The following is a 23026-nucleotide window of genomic DNA, read 5'->3' as shown; positions in this document are numbered from 1 at the left end:
GACAGCGCGCATGCCCCAGCTCCTGAGCCAGCTCCAGCCCCAGTCCGCCGCCTTCAAGGCCAACGCCGCCGCCATGCAGCGCCTGCTGGACGACCTGCAAGCACGCCTGGCCACCGTGGCCCTGGGCGGCGGCGAGGCCGCCCGCGCCAAGCACCTGGCGCGCGGCAAGCTGCTGCCGCGCGAGCGCGTGGAGCGCCTGCTGGACCCGGGCACGCCCTTCCTCGAAATCGCCCCCCTGGCTGGCCTCGGCCTTTATGACGATGCCGCCCCCGGCGGCGGCGTGATCGCCGGCATCGGCCGCATTGCGGGCGTGGAGTGCGTGATCGTCTGCAACGACGCCACCGTCAAGGGCGGCACCTACTACCCCATCACCGTCAAGAAGCACCTGCGCGCCCAGGAGATCGCGGCGCAGAACCAGCTGCCCTGCCTCTACCTCGTGGACAGCGGCGGCGCCAACCTGCCCAACCAGGACGAGGTCTTCCCTGACCGCGACCACTTCGGCCGCATCTTCTACAACCAGGCCACCCTGAGCGCGGCCGGCATCCCGCAGATCGCCGTGGTGATGGGCTCCTGTACGGCCGGCGGCGCCTACGTGCCCGCGATGAGCGACGAGACCATCATCGTCAAGAACCAAGGCACCATCTTCCTGGCCGGCCCGCCGCTGGTGAAGGCGGCCACGGGCGAAGTGGTGAGCGCCGAGGACCTGGGCGGCGGCGACGTGCACACCCGGCTCTCGGGCGTGGCCGACCACCTGGCCAACGACGACGCCCACGCGCTGGCCATCGCGCGGCAGAGCGTCTCCAAACTCAACCGCATCAAGCCCCAGCCGCTGGCCCTGCAGCCCGCGCGTGCGCCAGCCTATGACGCGGCCGAGCTGCGCGGCATCGTGCCGCTCGATGAACACGGCGCCACCGCGCGCCAGCCGTTTGACGTGCGCGAGGTCATCGCCCGGCTGGTGGACGGCAGCGAGTTCGACGAGTTCAAGGCCCGCTATGGCGCCACCCTCGTCTGCGGCTTTGCGCACCTGGAGGGCATGCCCGTCGGCTTCGTGGCCAACAACGGCATCCTGTTCGCCGAGAGCGCCGAGAAGGGCGCGCACTTCATCGAGCTCTGCTGCCAGCGCAAGATCCCGCTGGTCTTCCTGCAGAACATCACGGGCTTCATGGTGGGCCAGCGCTACGAGAACGAGGGCATCGCCCGCGCTGGCGCCAAGATGGTCACGGCCGTGGCCTGCGCGGCGGTGCCGAAGCTCACCGTCGTCATCGGCGGCAGCTTTGGCGCCGGCAACTACGGCATGTGCGGCCGCGCCTACTCGCCGCGCTTCTTGTGGATGTGGCCCAACGCCCGCATCAGCGTGATGGGCGGCGAGCAAGCTGCCAGCGTGCTGGCCACCGTCAAGCGCGATGGCATCGAGGCCATGGGCGGCAGCTGGAGCGCTGAAGACGAGGTCGCCTTCAAGGCCCCCATCCGCGCGCAGTACGAGCAGCAAGGCCACGCCTACTACGCCACCGCCCGCCTCTGGGACGACGGCCTCATCGACCCCGCCGACACACGCCGCGTGCTGGCGCTGGGGCTGAGCGCGGCGCTGAATGCGCCCATCCCCGAGACCAAGTTCGGCGTGTTCCGCATGTAGGCCATGCCCCTCGTCCGCCCTCATATCCGCACACTGAACCCCACCGACAGCCTTGAGGCGCTCACGCAGCTGCTGCATGCGGCCTATGCCAGCCTGGCCGCGCAGGGCTGGAACTTCACGGCCGTGGACCAGTCGGTCGAGGTCACGCGCAGCCGGCTGGCGGGCGCCCAGGCCTTTGTCGCCGAGTCTGGTGGCCGCTTGGTCGGCACCGTCGCCGTGCGTGGCCCCAAGCCGGCCGGCGAGACCTACATCGCCGACCCGCCCCCGCCGCTTTACACGACCCCAGGTACCGCCATCCTCTCGCAGCTGGCGGTCCACCCTGATTGCCGCAACCAAGGCGTCGGCGAGCGCTTGCTGGACGCCGCCGAGGCCTGGGCCCGCAGCCAGGGCCATGCCCGCATCGCCCTCGACACCGCCAAGCCCGCCCTGGCACTGCAGCAGCGCTATGCGCGCCGCGGCTATGCGCCCGTGGGCGAGGTGCAATGGCACGGCAAGACCTACGCCAGCGTGTTGATGCTCAAGTCGCTGTCTGCCGAGGCGGCGCCGTGACGCCACGCCGCGTGCGACATCGCTGCCGCTCACTGCTTGCCGCGCTGGCCTGCCTCGTCGCCCTGCCCTGCACCGCCGACCCCGAGTGGCTGCAACTGCCCGCCACCGCACGCCGGCCCGCGCTCTCGCTCTACTGGGTGCCAGCCGACAGCGCCCGGCGGCCCGCCATCGTGGCCTTGCACGGCTGCGGGGGCCTGTTCCGCAAGGACGGCCACAGCTTTGACCCCCGCTTCGGCAACTATGCCGAGCGGCTGAACCAGTTGGGCCTGCACGTGCTGCTGCCCGACAGCTTTGGCTCGCGGGGCCTGGGGTCGCTGTGCGAGGAGCTCAACGCCTCGCGCAGCGTGTATGTCGCCGACCGGCGTCTCGACGTGCTCGAAGCCCTGGCCTGGCTGCGCGCCCGGCCCGACGTGGACCCTGAGCGCATCGGGCTGCTGGGCTGGAGCAATGGCGCCAGCACGGCCTTGATGGTCATCGACTCGCGCTGGCCGCCCGCCCCGCCGCCGCTCGCAGCCGTCGCCCTGTTCTACCCCGGCTGCAGCCCCTCGCGCGGCGGGCAACCCACCCACACCGGCGCCCTGCTGATGCTGCTGGGCGGCGCCGACGACTTGACGCCGCCCGAGCCCTGCGAACAGCTGGCGGCCCGCTGGCAGCGCAAGGGATTGCCGGTGGAGGTCGAGGTCTACCCAGGCGCCATCCACGGCTTTGATGGCAACGGGCCGGTGCCGCGCGGCTCGGGCAAGGCCGGCGACCCTGCCTCGATCTTGCGGCTGGAGGCTTTCCTGAAGGCGCACCTGCTGCCCGCCACCCCAGCGCCCTGACCGCGCGCTGCCCCACCGGCGCGGGCGCGCGCCGACAATGCCGTCCCATGCCCACCTGCCTGACCCTCGACACCCAAGGCCCGGTTGCCCGCATCACCCTGGCACGCCCCGAGGTGCGCAATGCCTTCAACGAGGTGCTGATCGCCGAGCTGACGGCAGCCTTCGCGCAGATCGCCGCCGCGCCGGGCTTGCGCGCCGTGGTGCTGGCTGCCGACGGCCCGGCCTTCTGCGCCGGGGCGGACCTGCGCTGGATGCAAGCCATGGCCGCCTTCTCGTGGGACGAGAACCATGCCGACGCCAGCCGCCTGGCCGAGATGTTCTGGGTCATCGACCGCTGCCCGGTGCCCGTCATCGCGCGCATCCAGGGCGACGCCTATGCGGGCGGCGTGGGCCTGGTGGCCTGCGCGGACATCGCCGTGGCGGCAGACACCGCCGGCTTTTGCCTGAGCGAGGCCAAGCTTGGTCTGCTGCCCGGCACCATCGCGCCCTATGTGGTGCGTGCGATGGGCGAGCGCGCGGCGCGGCGCTACTTCACCACGGCCGAGCGCTTCAGTGCCGCCGAGGCTCACCGGCTGGGCCTGGTGCATGAAGTGGTGACAGCAGACCAGCTCGATGCCCGCGTCGATGAACTCGCTGCGCTGCTCTGCGCCAACGGCCCCGCCGCCGTGCGCGCCTGCAAGCGCCTGGTGCAGGACGTGGCCGGCCAAGAGATCACGCCGCTGCTGCGCGACGACACCGCACGCCGCATCGCCGACATCCGCGCCTCCGACGAAGGCCGCGCCGGTGTGGCGAGCTTCCTGAACAAGACCCCGCCGCCCTGGCGCTGACGCAACCCCGATGACCTCCAACGCAGACCTGGCCGCGCGCAGCCGCGCGGCGATCTGGCACCCCTGTACGCAGATGGCGCGGCTCGACGCCGTGCCGCCCCTGCCCATCGTGCGCGGCGAGGGGCCCTGGCTGATCGACGCCGAGGGCCAGCGCTACTTCGACGCCACCAGCTCCTGGTGGGTCAACCTCTTCGGCCACAGCGACGTCGGCCTGCAACGCGCCATTGCCCAGCAGGCCGCCACGCTGCCGCATGTGATGCTGGCCGGCTGCACCCACCCACCGGCTGTCGAGCTGGCCGAAGGGCTCTCGGCCCTGACCGGCGGCCACCTGGGCCACGCCTTCTTTGGCAGCGACGGCGCCAGCGCCACCGAGATCGCGCTCAAGATGAGCGCCCACCATTGGCGCAACCTCGGCCAGCCCGAGAAGTGCGAATTCATCGCGCTGCGCGGCGGCTACCACGGTGAGACCCTGGGCGCGCTGTCAGTGACCGACGTGCCCGTCTTCCGCGACGCCTATGCGCCCCTGCTGCGCGCCACGCACCTGGCGCCCGCGCTGCACGAGGCCGGCAGCATCGAGGCCATCGAAGCACTGCTGCGTACGCTTGGCGGGCGCTGCGCGGCCGTGATCGTCGAGCCCTTGATCCAAGGCGCCAGCGGCATGCGCATGCACGCGCCCGCCCAGCTCTCGGCGCTGCGGCGGCTGTGCACCGAGTACAAGGCCCACCTCATCGCCGACGAAATCGCGGTCGGCTGTGGCCGCACCGGCCGCTTCTTTGCCTGGGAGCATGTGCAGCCCGCGCTGCCGCTGACCGGGCCGCTCTGGCCCGACTTCATCCTGCTGTCCAAGGGCATCACCGGCGGCACGCTACCGCTCTCGGTCGTGCTCACCACCAACGCCGTTTTCAAGGCCTTCCTGAGTGATGAAGTGGCGCGCGGCTTCCTGCACTCGCACTCCTACACCGGCAACCCGATTGCCTGCGCCGCCGCCTGCGAGGTGCTGCGCCGCTTCCGCGACACCGACCTGCTGCAGGATCTGGCCCGCCAGTCCACCCTGCTGCGCGCCGCCTTCGCCCCGCTGGCCGATGACCCGCGCGTGCAGGCCCTGCGCCAGGTGGGCACGGTGCTGGCCTTTGATGTGCCAAGCGGCGGCGAGCGTTTCAGCGAGCGCTTCCACCTCGCGGCGCGCGAGCGTCAGCTCTTGATCCGCCCCATCGGAACCACCGTCTACCTGATGCCGCCCTATTTGATCGACGAGGTCACCGCCACCTGGCTGGCTGCTGCGGTGCGTGACACGCTGACGGACACCCTGCGTTCTTCCCCCGATGCTTGACCACCTCGCCCGCCAGCTCGCCGCACGCGACGCCGCCCACCTGACCCGCCGCCGCCGCGAGGCTGCCACCCCCACCGCCCCACGCCAGACCGTCGATGGCGTGCCGCGCCTGCTCTTTTGCAGCAACGACTACCTGGGCCTGGCCGACCACCCCGCCGTCATCGCCGCGCTGCAAGAAGGTGCCGCCCGCTACGGCGCCGGCTCCGGTGGCTCGGCTCTGATCAGCGGCCACTCCACGCCCCACCGCGAGCTCGAAGACCGCTTCGCCGCCTGGGCCGCGCCGCACATTCCTGGCGCGCGCTCTTTAAGCTTTGGCACCGGCTACATGGCCAACCTCGCCATGGTGTCTGCCCTCGGCATCGAGGGCGCCGAGATCTTTTCGGAGCGCCTCAACCACGCCAGCCTGATCGACGGCGTGCGCCTCTCGCGCGCCAGCAAGCAGCTCTACGGCAGCCTCGATGAGCTGCGCGCCCAGCTAGCGGCCAGCACCGCGCCGCACAAGCTCATCGTCACCGACGCCGTCTTCAGCATGGACGGCCACCTCGCCCCGCTGCCCGCCCTGCTGCAGCTCGCCGAGCAGCACAAGGCCCTGCTGCTGGTGGACGACGCCCACGGCTTTGGCGTGCTGGGCCCGCGCGGCCATGGCTCGCTGGCGCACTTTGGTTTGCGCAGCGAGCGCCTGGTCTGGATGGCCACGCTCGGCAAGGCCGCCGGCGTGGCAGGCGCCCTGGTAGCCGCGCACCCCACCGTCATCGAATGGCTGATCCAGATGGCCCGGCCCTTCATCTTCACCACGGCCGCGCCCCCCGCGCTGTCGCACGCCCTGCTCACCGCCTTCGACCTCATCGAAGGCCCCGAGGGCGACGCGCGCCGTGCCCAGCTCCAGGCCCTGCAGCAGCAGTTGCGCACTGGCCTCGCGCCGCTCTGCGCCACGCGCGGCTGGACCCTGCCGGCCAGCGACACCCCCATCCAACCCGTCGTCATCGGCGCCAACGACGCTGCGATGCAGGTGGCAGCCGGGTTAGAGGCCGCCGGCCTGCGCGTCCCCGCCATCCGCCCGCCCACCGTGGCCGCCGGCACCGCGCGGCTGCGCATCACGCTGTGCGCGGACCACACGGCCGAAGACGTCGACCAACTCCTGAGCGCCCTGGCTGCATGAGCCGCCACCACTTCTTCCTCACCGGCACGGACACCGAGATCGGCAAGACCACGGTCTCGGCGGCGCTCGTGCACGCTGCCGTTCAGCAAGGCCTCACCGCCGCCGCGCTCAAGCCGATTGCGGCCGGGCAGGAGCTGCGCGAGGGGCGCTGGGTCAACGAAGACGTGGCCCAGCTGCATGCGGTGCAGAACGCTGGGTTGCTGGAGTCCGAGGTCGGGCCGCTGCAATTGCGCACACCCTGCGCGCCGCATCTGGCCGCACGGCTGGAGGGCGTGACGCTTACGCGCGAGGCCGTGCTCGCGCCGCTGCGCGCCGTGCTGCCGCGCCTGCAGTTCGGCCTCGTCGAAGGCGTGGGCGGCTTCCGCGTCCCCATCTGCGACGGCTGGGACACGGCTGACTTAGCCACTGACCTCGCCCTGCCCGTGATCCTCGTCGTCGGCCTGCGCCTGGGCTGCATCAACCATGCGCTGCTCACGGCGGAGGCTGTTGCCGCACGCGGCTTACGCCTTGCTGGCTGGGTGGCCAACACGGTGGATGGCCAGATGCTGCAACACAGCGAAAATCTCGCCACGCTCGACGCGCTGCTGCCCGCCCCCCGGCTGGCGGCCGTGCCCCGGCTTGAGAGCCCTTCCCCCGCTGCGGTGGCCGCCCACCTGGACGCCGCCGCGCTGCAACGATTGATGACTTCGCCATGAACGCTCCCGTCCAGACTGTCCATCTGCACCGCCCGATGAAGACCCACGAGGGCCAGTGGAGCGTCGCCGAGATCGAGGGCCTCTTCGACCTGCCCTTCATGGACCTGCTGCACCGCGCCGCCACCGTGCACCGCGAGCACCACGACGCCAACCGCGTGCAGCTCTCGACCCTGCTGTCCATCAAGACCGGCGGCTGCGAGGAAGACTGCAAGTACTGCTCGCAGTCCAGCCACTACGAGACTGGCCTGCAGGCCGACAAGCTGATGGCCCTGCGCGACGTGATCGACGCCGCCAAGGCCGCCAAGGACAGCGGCGCCACGCGCTTTTGCATGGGTGCCGCCTGGCGCTCGCCCAAGGACCGCCACATGGAGCAGCTGAGCGACATGGTGCGCGAGGTCAAGGCGCTGGGCATGGAGACCTGCGTCACCGCCGGCATGCTGACGGGCGAGCAAGCCGGCCAGCTGCGCGAGGCCGGGCTCGACTACTACAACCACAACCTCGACACCTCGCCCGAGTTCTACGGCGAGATCATCACCACCCGCACCTACCAGGACCGCCTCGACACCCTGGACCGTGTGCGCGACGCCGGCATGAAGGTCTGCAGCGGCGGCATCATCGGCCTGGGCGAGAACCGCACCCAACGCGCCGGCCTGATCGCCCAGCTCGCCAACCTCAACCCCGCGCCCGACTCGGTGCCCATCAACAACCTGATCGCCATCGAGGGCACGCCGCTCGGCCAGGTCGAGAAGCTCGACCCCTTCGAGTTCGTCCGCACCATCGCCGTGGCGCGCATCACCATGCCCAAGTCGCAAGTACGGCTCTCCGCCGGCCGTGAGGCCATGGACGAGGCGCTGCAGGCGATGTGCTTCTATGCCGGTGCCAACAGCATCTTCTATGGCGACCGCTTGCTCACCACCGGCAACCCGCAGGCCGACGCTGACCGGGCGCTGCTTGCACGTCTGGGCATGACCGCAGAAGCGGTTCAAAAGGCCTAAGACGCTCGCCGTTGCCAAAGGCACGGAGTGGGGCGACCCAGCCCGGGCGTTCGGCCCGCTGAAATCCACTTGAAACCGCTGCCAGGGCGTTCCGGGGCACACTCGCGGCCCCGCCCTTGCGCGCCAGCCTTCACGCACTTTGCGCTGCCCAGACCATGAGCACACTGCCCGACGTTGACCGCCCCCACTGGCAAGCCGACCCCGCCCGCTTCACCCGCCAGCGCTACCCGCACAGCGGCCGCAGCGGCCTCAAGCTCGGCAATATCGCCCTGGGCCTGTGGCACAACTTTGGCGGTGGTGACGACGAAGCCATGGCCCGCCGCGTGCTGCGCCGCGCCATCGATCAAGGCATCATCCACCTCGACCTGGCCAACAACTACGGCCCCCCGCCCGGGTCCGCCGAGACCCTGCTCGGCAAGGTCTTGAAGCAGGACCTCGCGGGCCTGCGCGATGAACTCATCATCAGCACCAAGGCCGGCTACCAGATGGGCCCCGAGCCGCACGGCGACGGCGGCAGCCGCAAGTATTTGTTCACCAGCCTCGACCAGAGCCTCAAGCGCCTGCAGCTCGACCGCGTGGACATCTTCTATCACCACCGCCCCGACCCCAGCACCCCGCTCGAAGAGACCATGGGCGCGCTCGACGCCATCGTGCGCAGCGGCCGCGCGCTGTATGTGGGCCTGTCCAACTACCCCGCCCCGCTGCTGCGCCACGCAGCCAGCCTGCTGCGCCAGCTCGGCACGCCCTGCGTCATCCACCAGCCGCGCTACAACCTCTTCGACCGTGGCCCCGAGAACGGTTTGCTCGACGCCCTCGTCGATGAAGGCATCGGCTGCATCCCCTTCTCGCCCCTGGCCCAGGGCATGCTCACCGACCGCTACCTCGACGGCAAGATCCCCGAAGGCTCCCGCGCCTCCAAGGCCGGCACCTTCCTCAAGCCCGAGATGATCACTGACACCGTGCTCCAGCGCGTCCGCGCCCTGCAGCTCATCGCCCAAGAGCGCGGCCAGCCCCTGGCCGGCATGGCGGTGCGCTGGCTGATGCAACGCCCTGCGGTCTGCTCCGTGCTCATCGGCGCCAGCCGGCCTTCGCAAGTTGACGAGGCGATTGCGGCGGCGCGGGCGCCGGCGCTGAGTGAGGCGGAGTTGGGGGCGATTGAGGCTGCGTGCGCGTTGTGAGTTGAGGGCGAGCAACCGTTGGCTGCCTTGAGGCTGGGCAGCAGTGCGTCGCAACGCGATATAGCGCTGGCGACGGCGCCGATGGACCCAAGCTCAGTGGGTGGCGCTCAATGTCGAGTCTGGGCCGAGTGGCGGCCTGCTGGCCCGAGTCGGCTCGATCGACTGATTAGGCATGCTTCCGCCAATGTGCGATCCAGCCTTCGAAGCGTCGAAGCTCCGTCTCTAGATTCATCAGTGCCTGGGTCTCCTTCTCAAGCATCTCCTCAAGAAGTTCTTCTTCATCAATCTCCCGCTCACCTTTCGACGGTCTGAGTCTTGACTTCTCCCGCACCAATCCGAGGTCAACCCCAATGGTTGGAAGGTGTGTGAAATTCGAATGAACAAGTTCATTGCGGCGCTCGGCGGCCTTCTGAAGCGCAACGATGTATTCATCGAATTCCTGTCGCAGCAAGTCCGGAAAGCGCGGGTTTTGCGTGACAAACCAACCCATGAGCGTGCTTGCAGTTTTGAGTCGCTGCGCAAAGCTCAGTTCGTTGAACATGATTCGTGCGGCTTCATCTGGCGCGCATGAAAGTGAGACCAAGATCGCATTCAGCGACGATTCCAGCCGCTGAAACGTGACAACGAACCGGCCGAGAAAATGAAATGGCGTCTGACGCATGGGCGGTATTTCTGAATGCCTCACTTGTTGTCTGTCGATTGTTAACGACCGCCCAAACAAGTCACCGCCTTCATACGCTGCTGTGACTTGCGCCCAGGGCGCTCTGCCTATCAAGGCGTCAACGCGGCAGGCGCCGGCGCAACATCCCCCTCCAACCGATCCGCCTCTCTCTGCTCGCCTTCCGTCAACGGCGTGTAGAAGCGCCCATAGCCCCAGCCATAGGCCCAGCGGAAGGAGGTCGGCCAGTAGGCCGAGCCGCCGATGCGCACGCCCGCATACATGACGCGGGCCAGGCCGGTGTCGCCGGTGGTCTGGGCGACGCAGGCGCGCAGTTCTTCGTCGGCCTTGAGGCGCAGCACCGACGGTCCACCGCGCCAGTAGCGGTGGTCATGCGTGACGCAGCAGGCGCGCCAGTCTTTGCTGCCGTCCGCCGAGCGGTCTGGGAAGAGGCTGCAGCCGTCGGTGGTGAAGGGGCGCAGCTCCGTCGTGCTCTGCCCGGGCGTGGCGCAGGCACCCAGCAGCAGGGGCAGCGCAAGGGTGAGCAGCAGTGACTGGCGTGAAGGGCGCATGGCGGGCGAAGCTTAGGGGAAGCTCAGCGCACCGCCTGCGCCAGATTTCGCCGCGCGGCTGTCTCCAGCCGCTCCCGAAAGTGGGCCGTGCCATAGATCGGGTCACGCGCCAGGAACTGCCGCAGTACCGCACGCCGCTTGCGCCGGAAGATCCAGCCCGGCACCCAGGCGTACTCCTCGCGGATCTGCCGCTCGTACTCGGCAAAGCGCTCTGGCGCCGCACCGAGGATGGCGAGGTCCACGTCCACCAGCAACTGCGCGTCGCCCGAGGGTGGCAACGCCGCATGCCGTGTCGCCATCACCAGCGCCACCACGCGTTCACACACGTCGGGCGCCAGCCCTGCCGCCGCCAACGAACGCGCTGCCCACTGCGCGCTCTGCGCTTCGTTGTCCTGCGCCTTCAGCTCATAGATCGCATCGTGGAACCACAGCGCAATCTCGACCTCGCCCGGGTGCTCTGCCAAGTGCAGTGCGGGCGCCAGATGCGCCAGACATTCGTGCAAATGCTGCTGCGAGTGATAGCGCCGATGCGGCTCGGCATAGCGGGCGAGCAGTTGCTCCATCAGGCCTGCAGGCACTGAAGCACCGAGGGCCTGCCAGGCGTGCGACCAGGCGGACTGAAAGTCAAACGCGTTGCCACCCATGCCGCTACTGCCCCCGCAAGGCCTTGCCCGATGAGGCGGCCGGGTTGCTGCTCAGACGTAACCTGGCTTCGGCGGTGATGACGCGCATGGTGGACTCTTTCAGCGGAGCGTCACTGTAGCCAACCAACGGGCCGGAGATCACACGTTGCGCTTAGACGTCCGGAGGCGGTATGGCGCGAACAGGGCGGCGTCGGGGCACGTCGAGGTCGGCCTGCATCGCCGTCGAGGCATCAGGCACACTGACCCCAAGGAGGCCCAAGTGCTCAGGATGATCGTGCCCATGCTCGTCTGCCAGGACGCGGCGCAAGAAATCGAGTTTTGCAAGACGGTGTTCGGTGCCACCGAGCAAAGCCGCCGCAGCGCGCCGGACGGGCACGTGATCCACGCGACGCTGTTGATCCATCAGTCGCTGTTCATGGTGCATGACGACTCGCCCCATCTCGGCAGCCGCCCGCCACTGCCGGACGGGAGCTCGCCGGTCGTCAACTACCTGTACTGCGACGACGTGGACGCGACCATCGCCCGGGCCCTGGCGAGCGGCGCCACCCTGCTGATGCCCGCCGCCGACCAGTTCTGGGGCGACCGTGTCGGCCGCATCATGGACCCCGCCCACCATGTGTGGAACATCGCTTCGCGCGTTGCAGCGGCGGGCCAGGGCTGACAAGGGCTGAGCGGCCATGCAGTTCACCCAGCGGCTGCGCGAGGGCGTCAAGCGCGGCGACATCACCACCAGCATCCGCATCTGGCAGGCACCGCGCGTCAAGGCCGGAGGCCGCTACTGGATGGGCGAGGGCTGGGTCGTCGTCACCGCCATCCGCGAGATCGGCTGGGACGACATCTCTGACTCTCTCGCCCGGGACTCCGGCTTCCGCAGCCTGGCCGACCTGCTGCAGACGGCGCGACACGGCAGCGGGCGCAAGGTCTACTTCATCCGCTTCAGCTACGAACCCGTTGCTGCGGCGCTTTGACGCCCACCACGGCGCCCCACGTGGACCCGCTCCGACTGCCAGCCTTACCCCGCCATCGCCCGCCCCTTGGGCAACCGCCCAAACGCGACCGCCGCCAAAAAGGCTCCCAGCCCCAGCGCAAACGCGGCCACAAAGAGCCCGACGTAGCTGCTGAAGCTGTCGTAGATCAGGCCGCCGGCCACGGGCCCGAGGGCCATGCCGAGGCTGCTGGCGGTGGCGGTGCCGCCGATGACGGTGCCCATCAGGTGCAGCGGAAAGTTCTCGCGCGCGATGACGGCGAAGAGCGGCATCACGCCCGCGTAGGTGAAGCCGAAGAGCGCGGCCACGGCGTAAAAGCTGCCCAGCTCGCGCGCGGCCGCGTAGCCGAGGGCGACGACGGCCTGGGCCAGCAGCGCGAGCGTGAGGACGCGGGCGGCGCCGAAGCGGTCGCCCAGCAGGCCGAACACGAGGCGACCCACCATGCCTGACACGCCTTCGAGGCTGTAGATGGACACGGCCACCATCAGCGGGATGCCGCAGGTGACGGCATAGCTGACCGTGTGAAAGATCGGGCCCGAGTGCGTGGCGCAGCTCAAGAAGCTCATCAAGGTGAGGATGAGAAAGGGCGGCGAGCGCAGCACCTGGCCCGCCGATGCGGGCGCGGCCGCCGCAGCATCGGCCGAGGCCGTTTGCTGCAGCTGAGGCGGCCGTCGAATAAGCAGCGCGGCCGGCACCATCAGCGCCGCCACGACGGCGGCCACGATCTGCAGCGTGCTACGCCAGTCGTGCCCTTGCACCAACCAGGCCACCAGGGGCGACATGGTCATGGGCGCCATGCCCATGCCGGCCGAGACGAGCGATACCGCCAGGCTGCGGTGGGTGTCGAACCAGCCGGTGACGCAGGCCATCAAGGGCGCAAAGATGGCCGAGGCGCTGAAGCCCACCACCGCCCCAAAGCACAGCTGAAACACCAGCAGCGACGGCGCCACACTGGCGAGCCCCAGGCCGGCGGCCAGCAGCACCGCCCCGATCAAGACCACGGGCCGCGCACCGATGCGGTCCGACAAACTGCCCCAGGCCACGCTGCCCAGCGCCATGGCCAGAAAGGCCAGGGTCATGGCGGTGGAGATGCCCGTGGTGGACCAGCCAGTGTCCTGCGCGATGGGGCGCAGCAGCACGGGCAGCGCAAACAGGCCGCCAATGGCCACGCAGCCGAGCACCCCCCCAGCGGCGACGATGACCCAGCGGTAGTGGGTGGAGAAGAAGGCGTTCACGACGGGTCCCTTTCAGCGCAGCGCGCATCTGCCTGACGACGAAGCAGCCCCCGCCCGATCGACAGCGCGGCTCGCCTGGGGGCGCTCAGGCCAGCTTGTATTGCGAGGGCGAAGCGCCCGTCCAGCGCCGGAAGGCGCGCGTGAAGGCGCTGGGCTCGGAGAAGCCGAGCAGGAAGGCGACGTCGGTGGCGGTGCTGCCGGGGCGCGACAGGTGGCTGAGCGCCAGGCCCTTGCGCACCTCGTCGACGATCTCGCGGTAGGAGGTGCTCTCCTCGCTGAGGCTGCGCTGCACGGAGCGCTCGCTCATGGCCAGCTCGGCGGCGATGCTGGCCAGGCTGGGCACCTCGCCGCGCAGCCGTGCGCCCAGCAGGCTCTGAACCCGGCCGCTGACGGCGCCGCGCGCCTTGAGCAGCTCCAGGCGCCGCCGCGCGTCGCCCTCAAACACTTCCAGCAGTGCCGGGTCGGCCGACAGCATGCCGGCCGCCAGCGCCGTGCGCTGGTAGACCACGCTGTTCTCGGCCTGGTCAAAGCGCAGCGCCGGGCCCAGCAGGCGGCGGTGCTCGGTGGTGTCGGCCGGGGCGGCGTGGCAAAAGCCGACCGACACCGGCTCGGGCGGCTCTGACTGCTGGTTGGCCAGGCGCTTGAGCGTGAGCACGATGCCGGCGGCCAGGGTCTCGATGGCCTGGCGCGGGCTGTGATGCAGAAAGCTCTGTACGCCCTCGGCCGCGCCGAAGCGGCAGGTGGTCAGGTCGCCCGCGTGGTCGACATGCACGTGCAGGCCCTCGTTCAACAGCGGCGCATAGCGGGCCAGGCGGTCCAGCGCATCGCCCGCCGTGCGGCAACTGAGGATCACATAGCCCACGATGCTGAGCGCGCCGGGGTTGTAGGACTCGGCGCTGTGTAGGCCGAGGTCGGGGTCGCCGGTCAGGCGCTCGCCGGCCGCCCAGAGCCGCTCCATGGCCGAGGCCGGCAGGCGCGAATTGGGCTCGTCCAGCCAGCGCGGGTCGATGCCGGCCGCGGCGCAGACAGTGTCGGCACCCAGGCCCCGGCGCCCCAGAAAGGCGACGAAGTCGATGAGCAGCGTGGTCGCGATCGTGGCTTCGGTCACGGTGGCAGGGCTCCGGCAGGGGTGACGAGGTGGGGGGCAAGTCTGGCGTCTGCAGTCAAGCGCCTGGCGCCTGGCGTCATGGCCGCGCGGGCCGGCGCCACGCACAGTGCGGGCACGCCGTCGGCAAGCGATGGCCTCCACACAGTCTAGGGTGAATCGAATGACGACCGACCACACATCCCGCACCGCAACTCGCCTCGGCGGCGCCGCCCTCATCACGGCCACGCTGCTGTTTGCGGCCGTCTTTGTCTACCTGGCCAAGGCCTTTGGCTACCCCGGCGTGCTCGACCAACCGGCCGCCGAGGTGCTGCCGCGCCTGCTGGCGCTGGGCAGCACGGGCCGCGCGGTCTGGGTGGTCTACGGCCTGGTGCCGCTGCTGCTCTTGCCCACGGCCTTCGGCGTGTACGCAGCCGGACGCCAGGCGGCACCGCAGACCGTGCAGGTGGCCGCGCGGGTGGCGGTCGTGCTGGCGGTGCTGAGCGCCGTGAGCATGATGGTCGGCTTGCTGCGCTGGCCCAGCCTGCACTGGGAGCTGGCGCGGGCCTATGCCGAGTCGGCCCCACCCGCCCGCGAGGCCATCACGGCCCTGTTCCGCGCCTCCAACAGCTACCTCGGCAACTTCATTGGCGAGTTCCTGGGCGAACTCTTCCTCAACGCCTTCTTCCTGGTGGCTGCCTGGGTGCTGCGCCGGGCCTCGGGCCCCACGGCCGCGGCGCGCTGGCTGCTGCGGGCCGGCGTGGCGGCCAGCCTGCTGGGCAGCGTGGCCATGCTGCGCAATGCCTGGCCTGGGCTGGACACGGTCGCCATGCTGAACAACAACGTGCTGCCGCTGTGGATGCTGCTGCTGGGCCTGGCCCTGTGGCGGCACCGCCCCCAGGCTGCCGCCTGAACCCCTGCAACCATCCCCACGGAAACCCACCCCATGTTGCACGCTCTGATCTGGGCCCTGGCCACCGGCCTGGGCGGCACCGTCCTCGTCGCCCTGGCCCTGGCGGCCTTTGGCAAGCGCCGCCCGCCGCCGCCGCTGGCGGCCGTCAACCACGCCTTCGAGGGCCTGCACTGGGAGCCTCCGCCGCTGCGCACCCTGCGCGCCCGCGATGGCGCCCCCCTGGCCTGGCGCAGCTACCCGGCTGCCGCAGCACAGCGCACCGCCATCCTGGTGCATGGCTCCACGGGCGACTCCCGCTCCATGCACGCGCTGGCCCAGCACCTGGCCACACAAGGCACGCAGTGCCATGCCATCGATGTGCGCGGCCACGGCAGCAGCGGCCACCTGCGGGGCGACATCGCCTACGAAGGCCAGTTGGAGGACGACCTGGACGACCTCGTTCGCCACCTGCGCGGCCTGGGCGAGGTTAGCGGCCCGCTGCTGCTGCTCGGGCATTCCAGCGGCGGCGGCTTCTCGCTGCGCATGGCGGCAAGCCCACGGGGCGAGTTGTTCGACGGCTATGTGCTGGCAGCGCCCATGATCCACCACGCCCCGCCGCTGGCGCGGCCCCGGGTGGGCGGCTGGGCGGTGCCCTTCCTCCCCCGCCTGGTGGGGCTGACCATCCTGCACAACCTGGGCCTGCGCTTTTGGGAGCACCTGCCCGTGATCGCCTTTGCCACGCCGCCGGGCGACACCACGCGCACCGCGAGCTACTCCTTCCGGCTGCAACGCAACTTCCGCCCGCACCGCGACTGGGCCGCCGACGTGCGCGCCGTGCGGCGCCCCACCACGCTGCTGATCGGCGACCACGACGAGCTGTTCAACGCCGCCCACTACCCCGCCGCCATCGCCCCGCTCAACCCGAAGATCCAGGTGCGCCTGGTGCCCGGCGTCGGCCATTCGGATTGGTACGTCAGCCCCGCCGCGTTCGAGGCGCTGCATGGGGCGCTGTGTCAGCCGGGGGTCTAAGGCAACGCAGCCTCCGCCGCCGCGCGGGCATGGATGGCCGTGGTGTCGAAGAGCGGCACCTCGGCGTCCTGCGGGCCGACGAGCAAGGAGATCTCGGTGCACCCCAGGATGATGGCCTGCGCGCCCTGTGCCACCAGGGCCTGCATGACACGGCGGTAGGCCTCGCGCGACTCGGGCTTCACGATGCCCAGGCACAGCTCCTCGTAAATGATCCGGTGCACGGTGTCGCGGTCGCTTGCCTCGGGCACCAGCACCGTGAGCCCGTGTTTGTGGCGCAGTCGGTCGCGGTAGAAGTCTTGCTCCATCGTGAACCGCGTGCCCAGCAAGCCCACCACCGTGTGCCCGGCGCGCGTGATGTCGGCACCGGTCGGGTCGGCAATGTGCAAGAGCGGGACAGGCACCGCGGCCTCGATGGCGCCCGCCACCTTGTGCATGGTGTTCGTGCACAGCACAAGCAAGTCCGCCCCCGCCGCCACCAGTGCCCGCGCGGCACCGGCGAGCACGGTGCCTGCGGTGTCCCAATCGCCCGCGCGCTGCAAGCGCTCGATCTCCGCAAAGTCCACGCTGTAGAGCACCAACCGAGCCGAATGCAGGCCACCCAGCCGCTGTTTGACCGTCTCGTTGATCTGCCGGTAGTACGGCACCGTCGACTCCCAGCTCATGCCGCCGATCAGGCCGATGGTTTTCATGCGTCGCTCCAGATCAGCCCTGCGCAGCAGCTGCGATCACCTCATAACGCAGCAGCACCGTGCCGCTCTTGTAGGGCTTCACCTCCACCAGGTGCAGCGGGGCCGCGCGATCGAGCCCGGCGAAGAAGGGAATGCCATCGCCCAGCGCCACCGGCAGCACCGAGCACGACACCTCGTCCGCCAGCCCGCGCTGCAGGCACTCTCCTGCCACCTGGCCGCCGCCGGCCACCCAGATGTGCGCAAAGCGCGGCCGCAGGCGGTCGGCCAGGAGTTGCGCCAGGTCACCCGCGTAGAACTCGACCGTCTCGCGCGTGCGCGCCAAGCTGCGCGTGGTCAGCACAAAGACCGGCTTGTCCCCATAGGCCCAGCCATGCCCTGCGCGCTCAAAGCCCAGCGCGGTTTCGTAGGTGCGCGAGCCCATCACATAGCAATCGATGCCCTTCAAGAAGGCCGCGATCTCCTCGGCGCTCAGGCTCGCGCCGGCCGGGTAGTCGTCCTGCACGTCCATCCACCCCACGCCGCCATCGCGCTGCGCGATGTAGCCATCGAGGCTCATGGCCATGTGGACGGTGACGCGGGAGCTGGGGGCGTTCATCGGGAGGCCTCTCCAAGGGACGGTGGGCGAAGGACGCGGAAGATTGGAGCACGCAGCCTGCCAGTAGCATCGCGCGCAGTCTCCCTGCCGAACCACACGCGCTGACGCCGATGTCTTTGACTCCCCTGATTTGGCTCACTGGCCTGGCCTTGCCCCTCGTGGGCCTGGCGCTGTGGGCAGGCCCCACGCTGTGGCGCTCGCTCACCGCCCGCTACGACATCGCAGCGCTCCGCCCCACGCACCCTGACGGCGCAGACGCCGTCTCCGCGAGAACCGCGCTGGATGCCGAGATCCTGGCCTGGAGTCAAGCTGACCTCGGCACCGGCCGCGCGCCCTTCTGGCGCCCCGGGGCGCTGCCCGATGTGGCCCAGCGCATGAGTGTGGCCGTGCTGACGGGCCCGGCGCCCACCGGGCAGATCGAGGCTCTGGCGCGGCAGCTGGACCGGGACGACGAACTCGCCGTGCTGGCAGCGCAATCAAAGCGCCAGGCCATCGCGCTGAAGCTGGCCGTGAAGTGGCACGAGCTCTGGTGGTGGCGCGCACGGCACCCGCGCCAGGCCTGGGACTGCGGGTGGCTGCGCAAGGACGTGGAGGCGCTCGCGAGCTTCAGGCCACGCCGGCCCACGCTGCTGATCGCGCAGGGGCTGCCCGCGCCCACCGTCACCAGCGCCGTGCAGCATCTGCTGGCGGCCCACGCCAGCTATCGCCACGCGGTGCGCTTGCTGGTGCTGGCTGCTGCAATGCCACAAGGGCTGGTACCCAAGCTGGCTGCAGCGGGCGTGCCCCTGGTGTGCATCGATGCACAAGGCGCCCCAACGCCCGCCAGCCAGAATGGGCTGGCCCCCTCGCTACCCCCGCCCCAGTCATGACCACCCCTGAAGCCCGCCTCGCCGCCCTCGGCATCACCCTGCCCGCCTCGGCCCCGCCGGCGGGCAATTACGCGACCTGTGTGGAAGCGGGTGGCCTGCTCTTCGTCTCGGCCCGCGCGCCGCGTGCCGCGCCGGGCGAGGTCTTGAAGGGCCGGCTCGGGGCCGAGTACACGGCCGAGCAGGGCTATGCGATGGCACGCTCTGCGGCCGTAGAGCTGCTGGCCGCCGTGAAGGCCCATGCCGGCGCGCTGGCACGCATCGAGCGCTTTGCGGAGCTGCAGGGCTTCTTGAACACCAGCCCAGAGTTCGAGCAGCACGCGGAGGTGCTGGACGGCGCCTCAGACTTGCTCGCCGCCGTGCTAGGGCCCGACGCCGGCTTGCACGCTCGCTCGGTGGTGGGCGTGGCGACGCTGCGCAAGGGCCTGCCGCTGACGATTCGGGCGGTGCTGCAACTGAGGCCGGAGGCCTGACCCTGTGCAGCCCCCACGCTTGCTGATCGCGCTGGGCCTCACGGTCAGCCTCATGGCCCACGTCGGCGCCCACGCCCAGGTGGACCCCAAGCCGTTGGCCATCGAGTTCGATCAAACCGTGCTCCGTCCGATGCAGCTGGATTCCGGCGACGCGCTCGCGGCCTTCAAGCGCTTGGTGGAGCAAGGCTTTGCCTGTCGGCTGACGGCGCCGGGCACGGCCTACAAGAACTTCCCAGTCCCGCCCGCGCCTGCCGGCCTAGCCTGTGAGCGCAAGCTGGGCCCGGAGTTCAACGGCTACCCGCGCTTGATGGTGAGCGTCTCGACCCCGGGGCAGATGGGCGACGCGGCAACCAGGCTGGCCCAGCTGAACGAGGCCCAGGTGCAGCGCCCCCACGCCTGGCCCTGGGTGCCCTACCGCGCAGTGACCGAGGACGGCGTTGCCGCGCAGGCCGCGCGCGATCTGCAGGCCTGGGCCGCCGGGCAGACCCCACTGGCGGGCACGGCGGCGGCGATTGCGCGCAAGCTGCTGGTCTCGGGCCTGGCCTGTGGCGTGCACGTGGGCGAGCAGGTGGGTGTGCCGCTGCAAGTGGCCTGCGTGCTGCCCTGGCCCACCCCGAGTTGCCGCGCCGCCGAGTTGCAGATTGCGATGAAGCCCGGCCCCGACGCCCAGCTCGCGCGGCCGGCCGACCTGCTCTGGAGCGAAGCGCACGAGGCGACCACCACGCAGTGGCAGTGCCTGGACCCCACCACCCCCAACCGCAAGGGCGACGACGCCCGCTCGGCGCTGCTGGGCTGGCGCCACTGAGGCGCCGCCCGCGTCCTCAGGCGATGAGGGCCGCTGGCACGGCCTCAGCGAGAAAGTCGTACACGCGCCGCACCACGCGGTTGCTGCGGATCTCGCGGTGCACGGCCAGCCAACAGGGCAGCGGCGGGATGGGCAGGCTCGGCAGCACGACCTCGACGCCGGGCCAATGCCGCATCGCGTAGCGCGCCACGAAGCCGATGCCGGCGCCTTGAGCCACCAACTGCCCATAGGCCACCTGGTCGTCGGTACGCAGCGCAAAGTGTTCGCGCGTGACGGCCAAGCCCATCTGCGCAAAGCCACGCAGGATGGCGTCGTCCTGGTCCTGCCCGATCAGCCGGTGCTGGGCCAGGTCGCCCGGCGTCTTGGGCGTGCCATGCTGGGCGAGGTAGCTGCGGTGCGCGGCGGCGACGATGGGCACATCACCCAGCTTGCGTGCGATCAGCGAGGTCTGCGCCGGCCGCACCATGCGCACGGCGATGTCGGCCTCGCGCCGGAGCAGGTTGCTGAGCGCATTGGAGGCCACCAGCTCGATGGCGATGCCAGGCTCCTGCGCCTGGAACTCGGCCAGCACTTTGGGCAGCAACCAGGTGGCCGCGACCATGCTGGTCGAGAGGCGCACCGTGCCTTGCGTAGCCTGCTGCTGGCGCGCCAGTGCCCGGGTCAGCAAGCCGGCGCCGTCATCCATGGCGCGCGCGGCCTCGGCAATGCCCAGCGCGGCGGCCGTGGGGGTGACGCCTCGGCCGGTGCGCTCGAACAAGGGCACGCCCAGCTGCGCTTCCAGCTCGGCCACATGGCGCGACAGCGTCGGCTGGTGCATGCCCAGCCGCTTGGCGGCGCCCAGCAAGCTGCCGGCCTCCAGAACGGCCAGGAAGCTGGGCACCAAGGCCCAATCAAAGGCTGGCTTTGGCATACGGAAGTGCATAGCTGGAGTTCAGGTATCGGCAATTGTCGGATAGCTCGTGGGCCTGCAGACTGCAGGGCATGACAAACCTTGATAGGAGTTCGCCGTGCCCGGTACGGTCTTGATCCTGGGGGCGCGCGGCCGCCTCGGCGCCGCAGCGGTTGCGGCCTTTGCGGCGGCTGGCTGGCAGGTGCTGGCACAGGCGCGGCGTGCGCCCACCGCGGCGCCCCACCCTCGCGTGCGCTGGATCGACGCGCCGCTGCACGACACTGAGGCACTGTCCCGGCAGGCCAGCGGCGCCAGCCTGGTGGTGCATGCGGTGAACCCGCCCTACACCCAGTGGCAGGCGCAGGCACTGCCGCTGCTCTGCCAGGGGCTGGACGTGGCGGAGCGGCTCGGCGCTCGCTTCATGCTGCCGGGCAATGTCTACAACTACGGGGCCGGCATGCCGCCTCGGCTGCTGCCGCAAACGCCCGAGCAACCCAGCACGCGTAAGGGCCGCATCCGGGTCGACATGGAGGCCGAGATGGCGGCGCGCGGCCGGCGCGGGCTGCGCAGCCTGGTGCTGCGTGCCGGAGACTTCTTCGGCGGTGAGGGCCGGGGCGTCTGGTTCGACTTGGTCGTGGCGCGCGATGTGGCCAAGGGCAAGGTCTGCTACCCAGGCCCGCTCGACCAGCCGCACGCCTGGGCCTACCTGCCGGATCTGGCGCAGGCCTTCGTCGCGGTGGCGGCGCGCGACTGGCCACAAGGGCTGACGCGATTGAACTTCGAGGGGCACACCCTGACCGGCGCGGGCCTGCACGCAGCGCTGGAACGCGTGGCCGGCCGCACCTTGAAACACAAGGGACTGCCCTGGGGGCTGATGCGTCTGGGCGGCCTGCTGATCCCGTCCTGGCGCGAGATCGTCGAGATGGAGTACCTGTGGCGCGTGCCGCACCAACTGGATGGGGCGGACCTGCAAGCCTTTGCCGGGCCCGTGCCCGCCACACCGCTGGACACGGCCCTGCGGCACAGCCTGGCGGCGTTGGGGCAGCTGAGCGCCGGCCGCAAGAACGCCGTCAGCGGCGCAGCCTGAGCTCAGATCTCGACACAGAACAGCGGGTCGAAGCCCTCGGTCTCGCCCTTGTGGCTGTGCCCCCGCGCGTTGCTGACCACGCGGCAGCCGTGAAGCCGGTAGTCGTGCCGGCAATGCACGTGGCCGTGGACCCAGAGCTGCACGCCCGGCATCAGAGCTTCGTCGGCATTGCAAAAGGCGGCCGTGGTGGGCTGGGCGCCGTAGCGCGGGTCGGCGCTGCGCAGGCTGGGCGCAAAGTGCGTGATCACCACGGTCGTGTTCCAGCCGGGCTCGCCCTCAGGCACGACCCGGCCCAGTTCCTCCGCCAGCCAGGCCTGCTGCGCAAGCCCCAGCTGACGAACGGCCAGGGCATCGAAATTGGCGCCCCGCCAGGTTGAGCGCATCACGCGCTGGAAGTAACTGCCGGCCCGCAGCGCCTTGGGGCGTGCGTCGGGGCCAAAGACGTCAAAGTCGCTCCAGCGCGTGCTGCCCACAAAGCGCAGCCGCCGCCCGTCGGCGCCGCTGAGCACCAGGCTGGCGTCGTCGAGCAGGTGCAGGCCCAGCGCGTCGGCGTGCTTGCGCAGGGCGGCACGCGCGGTGTCCAGCTCGCGGCGCTCAAATTCGTGGTTGCCGGGCACCAGGATCACCGGCACCGGCCAGCCCTCAAACCTGCGCAGGCCTGCCCAAGTGCTGTCGATATCGCCGGCCAGCACCAGCAGCTCGGCGCCCGGAGCGGGCTGAGGCTCGAAAGTTTCGGTTTCCAGGTGCAGGTCAGACAGCAGTTGCAGGCGCATGGCGGCGGAGGGTCTAGGGTGAACCCCCTAAGAAGTCGGGTAGCAATACCGGACGAAGGCGATCACATTTATGAGCAGACAAGTACAAACCCGAGAGCATTTCTAAGCGGGGGTCTGCGGCGCGAGGCGAGGAAGCCGCAGTCTCATCGCAGTGCACCGACTTTGGCACCAAGAACGCCTGGCATTCAGGCAGCAATCCCGAAGCCCTCTCCTCCTCCCTCCCTCCCTCGTTTGCTTCGGGGCGTCTTGGCGCCACTTTTATACCCAGGGCCCGCGCTTCATCACGCGGGCCCTTTTGCTTTAGGGCGTGGCGCTGCCCGGACCCGGCAAAAGAAAAGCGACCCGGAGGTCGCTTCTCGTGGAACAGCCGTGTCAGGCGAGGCCGAGACCTCAGGCGGCACTGAGCCACATGCTGGTGTCGAAGGCACTGCACATCATCGGCATGTTCATCCCGAAGTTCGGGTTGCCGATGGTCTTGGCGCTGGCCTTGGACTTGCTGACCGGCTTCTCGATTTCGTTAGCGGGGGCCACTTCAGTAGCCCGCTCCCATGACCCGTTTTCT

At 70.1% G+C, this 23026-nt stretch carries 27 protein-coding genes; 17 read left to right on the top strand and 10 right to left on the bottom strand.

What is annotated here, in order from left to right; translation table 11 throughout:
- The first annotated feature begins 10 nt into the window (after window positions 1–10).
- The 9 genes from ABDJ85_RS04960 to ABDJ85_RS04920 all read left to right on the top strand — a co-directional run bounded on the left by ABDJ85_RS04960 (window position 11) and on the right by ABDJ85_RS04920 (window position 9187).
- Window positions 11–1633, top strand: coding sequence for a carboxyl transferase domain-containing protein (locus ABDJ85_RS04960; protein WP_347703628.1), 1623 nt, complete (start codon window positions 11–13; stop codon window positions 1631–1633).
- A 3-nt stretch (window positions 1634–1636) separates the two neighbouring features.
- Entirely contained in the window at window positions 1637–2182 is a 546-nt protein-coding gene (locus tag ABDJ85_RS04955; protein WP_347703627.1) for a GNAT family N-acetyltransferase, read from the top strand.
- The gene (locus ABDJ85_RS04950) at window positions 2179–3003 is read left to right on the top strand and encodes a dienelactone hydrolase family protein (RefSeq protein WP_347703626.1); all 825 of its coding nucleotides are present in this window, start codon (window positions 2179–2181) and stop codon (window positions 3001–3003) included. The genes ABDJ85_RS04955 and ABDJ85_RS04950 overlap by 4 nt, the downstream gene beginning before the upstream one ends.
- 47 nt (window positions 3004–3050) lie before the next feature.
- Window positions 3051–3830, top strand: coding sequence for an enoyl-CoA hydratase/isomerase family protein (locus ABDJ85_RS04945; protein WP_347703625.1), 780 nt, complete (start codon window positions 3051–3053; stop codon window positions 3828–3830).
- 10 nt (window positions 3831–3840) lie between these two features.
- Window positions 3841–5160, top strand: a complete 1320-nt coding sequence (gene bioA / locus ABDJ85_RS04940; protein ID WP_347703624.1) for an adenosylmethionine--8-amino-7-oxononanoate transaminase — start codon at window positions 3841–3843, stop codon at window positions 5158–5160.
- A complete protein-coding gene (locus tag ABDJ85_RS04935; RefSeq protein ID WP_347703623.1) occupies window positions 5153–6319 on the top strand; it encodes an 8-amino-7-oxononanoate synthase in 1167 nt (388 codons plus the stop codon). The genes bioA and ABDJ85_RS04935 overlap by 8 nt, the downstream gene beginning before the upstream one ends.
- Complete coding sequence (gene bioD, locus ABDJ85_RS04930; RefSeq protein WP_347703622.1) at window positions 6316–7014, top strand: dethiobiotin synthase; 699 nt, start codon at window positions 6316–6318, stop codon at window positions 7012–7014. The genes ABDJ85_RS04935 and bioD overlap by 4 nt, the downstream gene beginning before the upstream one ends.
- Before the next feature lie 35 nt (window positions 7015–7049).
- The gene (gene bioB / locus ABDJ85_RS04925) at window positions 7050–8009 is read left to right on the top strand and encodes a biotin synthase BioB (RefSeq protein ID WP_430765517.1); all 960 of its coding nucleotides are present in this window, start codon (window positions 7050–7052) and stop codon (window positions 8007–8009) included.
- Window positions 8010–8164: 155 nt separating this feature from the next.
- The gene (locus tag ABDJ85_RS04920) at window positions 8165–9187 is read left to right on the top strand and encodes an aldo/keto reductase (RefSeq protein ID WP_347703620.1); all 1023 of its coding nucleotides are present in this window, start codon (window positions 8165–8167) and stop codon (window positions 9185–9187) included.
- Between the two features lie 166 nt (window positions 9188–9353).
- On the opposite strand, the gene ABDJ85_RS04915 is transcribed toward ABDJ85_RS04920, so the two are convergent.
- From ABDJ85_RS04915 to ABDJ85_RS04905, 3 genes are all read right to left on the bottom strand, one after another.
- The gene (locus tag ABDJ85_RS04915; protein WP_347703619.1) at window positions 9354–9848 is read right to left on the bottom strand and encodes a hypothetical protein; all 495 of its coding nucleotides are present in this window, start codon (window positions 9846–9848) and stop codon (window positions 9354–9356) included.
- Between the two features lie 110 nt (window positions 9849–9958).
- Window positions 9959–10417: a hypothetical protein gene (locus tag ABDJ85_RS04910; RefSeq protein WP_347703618.1), complete on the bottom strand. Its 459-nt coding sequence runs from the start codon at window positions 10415–10417 to the stop codon at window positions 9959–9961.
- Window positions 10418–10440: 23 nt separating this feature from the next.
- Window positions 10441–11061 (bottom strand): HD domain-containing protein, encoded by a 621-nt coding sequence (locus tag ABDJ85_RS04905; RefSeq protein WP_347703617.1) that lies wholly within the window; start codon window positions 11059–11061, stop codon window positions 10441–10443.
- Between the two features lie 268 nt (window positions 11062–11329).
- Between ABDJ85_RS04905 and ABDJ85_RS04900 the strand changes: the two genes are divergently transcribed.
- The gene (locus tag ABDJ85_RS04900; protein ID WP_347703829.1) at window positions 11330–11722 is read left to right on the top strand and encodes a VOC family protein; all 393 of its coding nucleotides are present in this window, start codon (window positions 11330–11332) and stop codon (window positions 11720–11722) included.
- A 16-nt stretch (window positions 11723–11738) separates the two neighbouring features.
- Window positions 11739–12029, top strand: coding sequence for an ASCH domain-containing protein (locus ABDJ85_RS04895; protein ID WP_347703616.1), 291 nt, complete (start codon window positions 11739–11741; stop codon window positions 12027–12029).
- Between the two features lie 44 nt (window positions 12030–12073).
- Here ABDJ85_RS04895 and ABDJ85_RS04890 read toward each other — a convergent pair whose 3' ends face one another.
- Window positions 12074–13282: an MFS transporter gene (locus ABDJ85_RS04890; protein ID WP_347703615.1), complete on the bottom strand. Its 1209-nt coding sequence runs from the start codon at window positions 13280–13282 to the stop codon at window positions 12074–12076.
- An 85-nt stretch (window positions 13283–13367) separates the two neighbouring features.
- On the bottom strand, window positions 13368–14390 hold the full coding sequence (locus ABDJ85_RS04885) for an AraC family transcriptional regulator (RefSeq protein WP_347703614.1): 1023 nt from the start codon (window positions 14388–14390) through the stop codon (window positions 13368–13370).
- 160 nt (window positions 14391–14550) lie between these two features.
- On the opposite strand from ABDJ85_RS04885, the gene ABDJ85_RS04880 reads away from it, so the two are divergent.
- Both ABDJ85_RS04880 and ABDJ85_RS04875 read left to right on the top strand, forming a co-directional pair.
- Complete coding sequence (locus ABDJ85_RS04880) at window positions 14551–15279, top strand: DUF4386 family protein (RefSeq protein WP_347703613.1); 729 nt, start codon at window positions 14551–14553, stop codon at window positions 15277–15279.
- Between the two features lie 33 nt (window positions 15280–15312).
- The gene (locus ABDJ85_RS04875; RefSeq protein ID WP_347703612.1) at window positions 15313–16287 is read left to right on the top strand and encodes an alpha/beta hydrolase; all 975 of its coding nucleotides are present in this window, start codon (window positions 15313–15315) and stop codon (window positions 16285–16287) included.
- Here the strand turns inward: ABDJ85_RS04875 and ABDJ85_RS04870 are convergent.
- Together ABDJ85_RS04870 and ABDJ85_RS04865 are read right to left on the bottom strand one after the other, a co-directional pair.
- Window positions 16284–16976 (bottom strand): aspartate/glutamate racemase family protein, encoded by a 693-nt coding sequence (locus ABDJ85_RS04870; protein WP_347703611.1) that lies wholly within the window; start codon window positions 16974–16976, stop codon window positions 16284–16286. The two genes, ABDJ85_RS04875 and ABDJ85_RS04870, sit on opposite strands and share 4 nt — an antisense overlap.
- A 13-nt stretch (window positions 16977–16989) precedes the next feature.
- Window positions 16990–17571 (bottom strand): dihydrofolate reductase family protein, encoded by a 582-nt coding sequence (locus tag ABDJ85_RS04865; protein ID WP_347703610.1) that lies wholly within the window; start codon window positions 17569–17571, stop codon window positions 16990–16992.
- A 110-nt stretch (window positions 17572–17681) separates the two neighbouring features.
- Between ABDJ85_RS04865 and ABDJ85_RS04860 the strand changes: the two genes are divergently transcribed.
- Genes ABDJ85_RS04860 through ABDJ85_RS04850 form a run of 3 tightly spaced genes read left to right on the top strand, consistent with a single transcriptional unit; the run spans window position 17682 to window position 19715 of the window.
- On the top strand, window positions 17682–18440 hold the full coding sequence (locus ABDJ85_RS04860) for a hypothetical protein (RefSeq protein ID WP_347703609.1): 759 nt from the start codon (window positions 17682–17684) through the stop codon (window positions 18438–18440).
- Window positions 18437–18910: a RidA family protein gene (locus ABDJ85_RS04855; RefSeq protein WP_347703608.1), complete on the top strand. Its 474-nt coding sequence runs from the start codon at window positions 18437–18439 to the stop codon at window positions 18908–18910. Before ABDJ85_RS04860 ends, ABDJ85_RS04855 begins: the two co-directional genes overlap by 4 nt.
- Window positions 18911–18914: 4 nt before the next feature.
- Window positions 18915–19715 (top strand): hypothetical protein, encoded by an 801-nt coding sequence (locus ABDJ85_RS04850; RefSeq protein WP_347703607.1) that lies wholly within the window; start codon window positions 18915–18917, stop codon window positions 19713–19715.
- Between the two features lie 16 nt (window positions 19716–19731).
- On the opposite strand, the gene ABDJ85_RS04845 is transcribed toward ABDJ85_RS04850, so the two are convergent.
- Window positions 19732–20625 carry a LysR family transcriptional regulator gene (locus ABDJ85_RS04845; RefSeq protein ID WP_347703606.1) on the bottom strand — a complete coding sequence of 298 codons (894 nt, stop codon included), beginning with the start codon at window positions 20623–20625 and terminating at the stop codon, window positions 19732–19734.
- Between the two features lie 97 nt (window positions 20626–20722).
- Here ABDJ85_RS04845 and ABDJ85_RS04840 point away from each other — a divergent pair, with 97 nt between their 5' ends.
- A complete protein-coding gene (locus tag ABDJ85_RS04840; protein WP_347703605.1) occupies window positions 20723–21691 on the top strand; it encodes an NAD-dependent epimerase/dehydratase family protein in 969 nt (322 codons plus the stop codon).
- A gap of 2 nt (window positions 21692–21693) precedes the next feature.
- Here the strand turns inward: ABDJ85_RS04840 and ABDJ85_RS04835 are convergent, their stop codons facing one another.
- Entirely contained in the window at window positions 21694–22464 is a 771-nt protein-coding gene (locus ABDJ85_RS04835; protein WP_347703604.1) for a metallophosphoesterase, read from the bottom strand.
- A gap of 390 nt (window positions 22465–22854) precedes the next feature.
- The gene (locus ABDJ85_RS04830) at window positions 22855–22995 is read right to left on the bottom strand and encodes a hypothetical protein (protein WP_347703603.1); all 141 of its coding nucleotides are present in this window, start codon (window positions 22993–22995) and stop codon (window positions 22855–22857) included.
- Between the last annotated feature and the right edge of the window lie 31 nt (window positions 22996–23026).

Source organism: Roseateles paludis, from assembly GCF_039872745.1.
Lineage (GTDB): Bacteria > Pseudomonadota > Gammaproteobacteria > Burkholderiales > Burkholderiaceae_C > Pelomonas > Pelomonas paludis.
The sequence above is the reverse complement of the archived record's forward strand: the minus strand, read 5'-3'. Positions and strand labels throughout refer to the sequence as shown.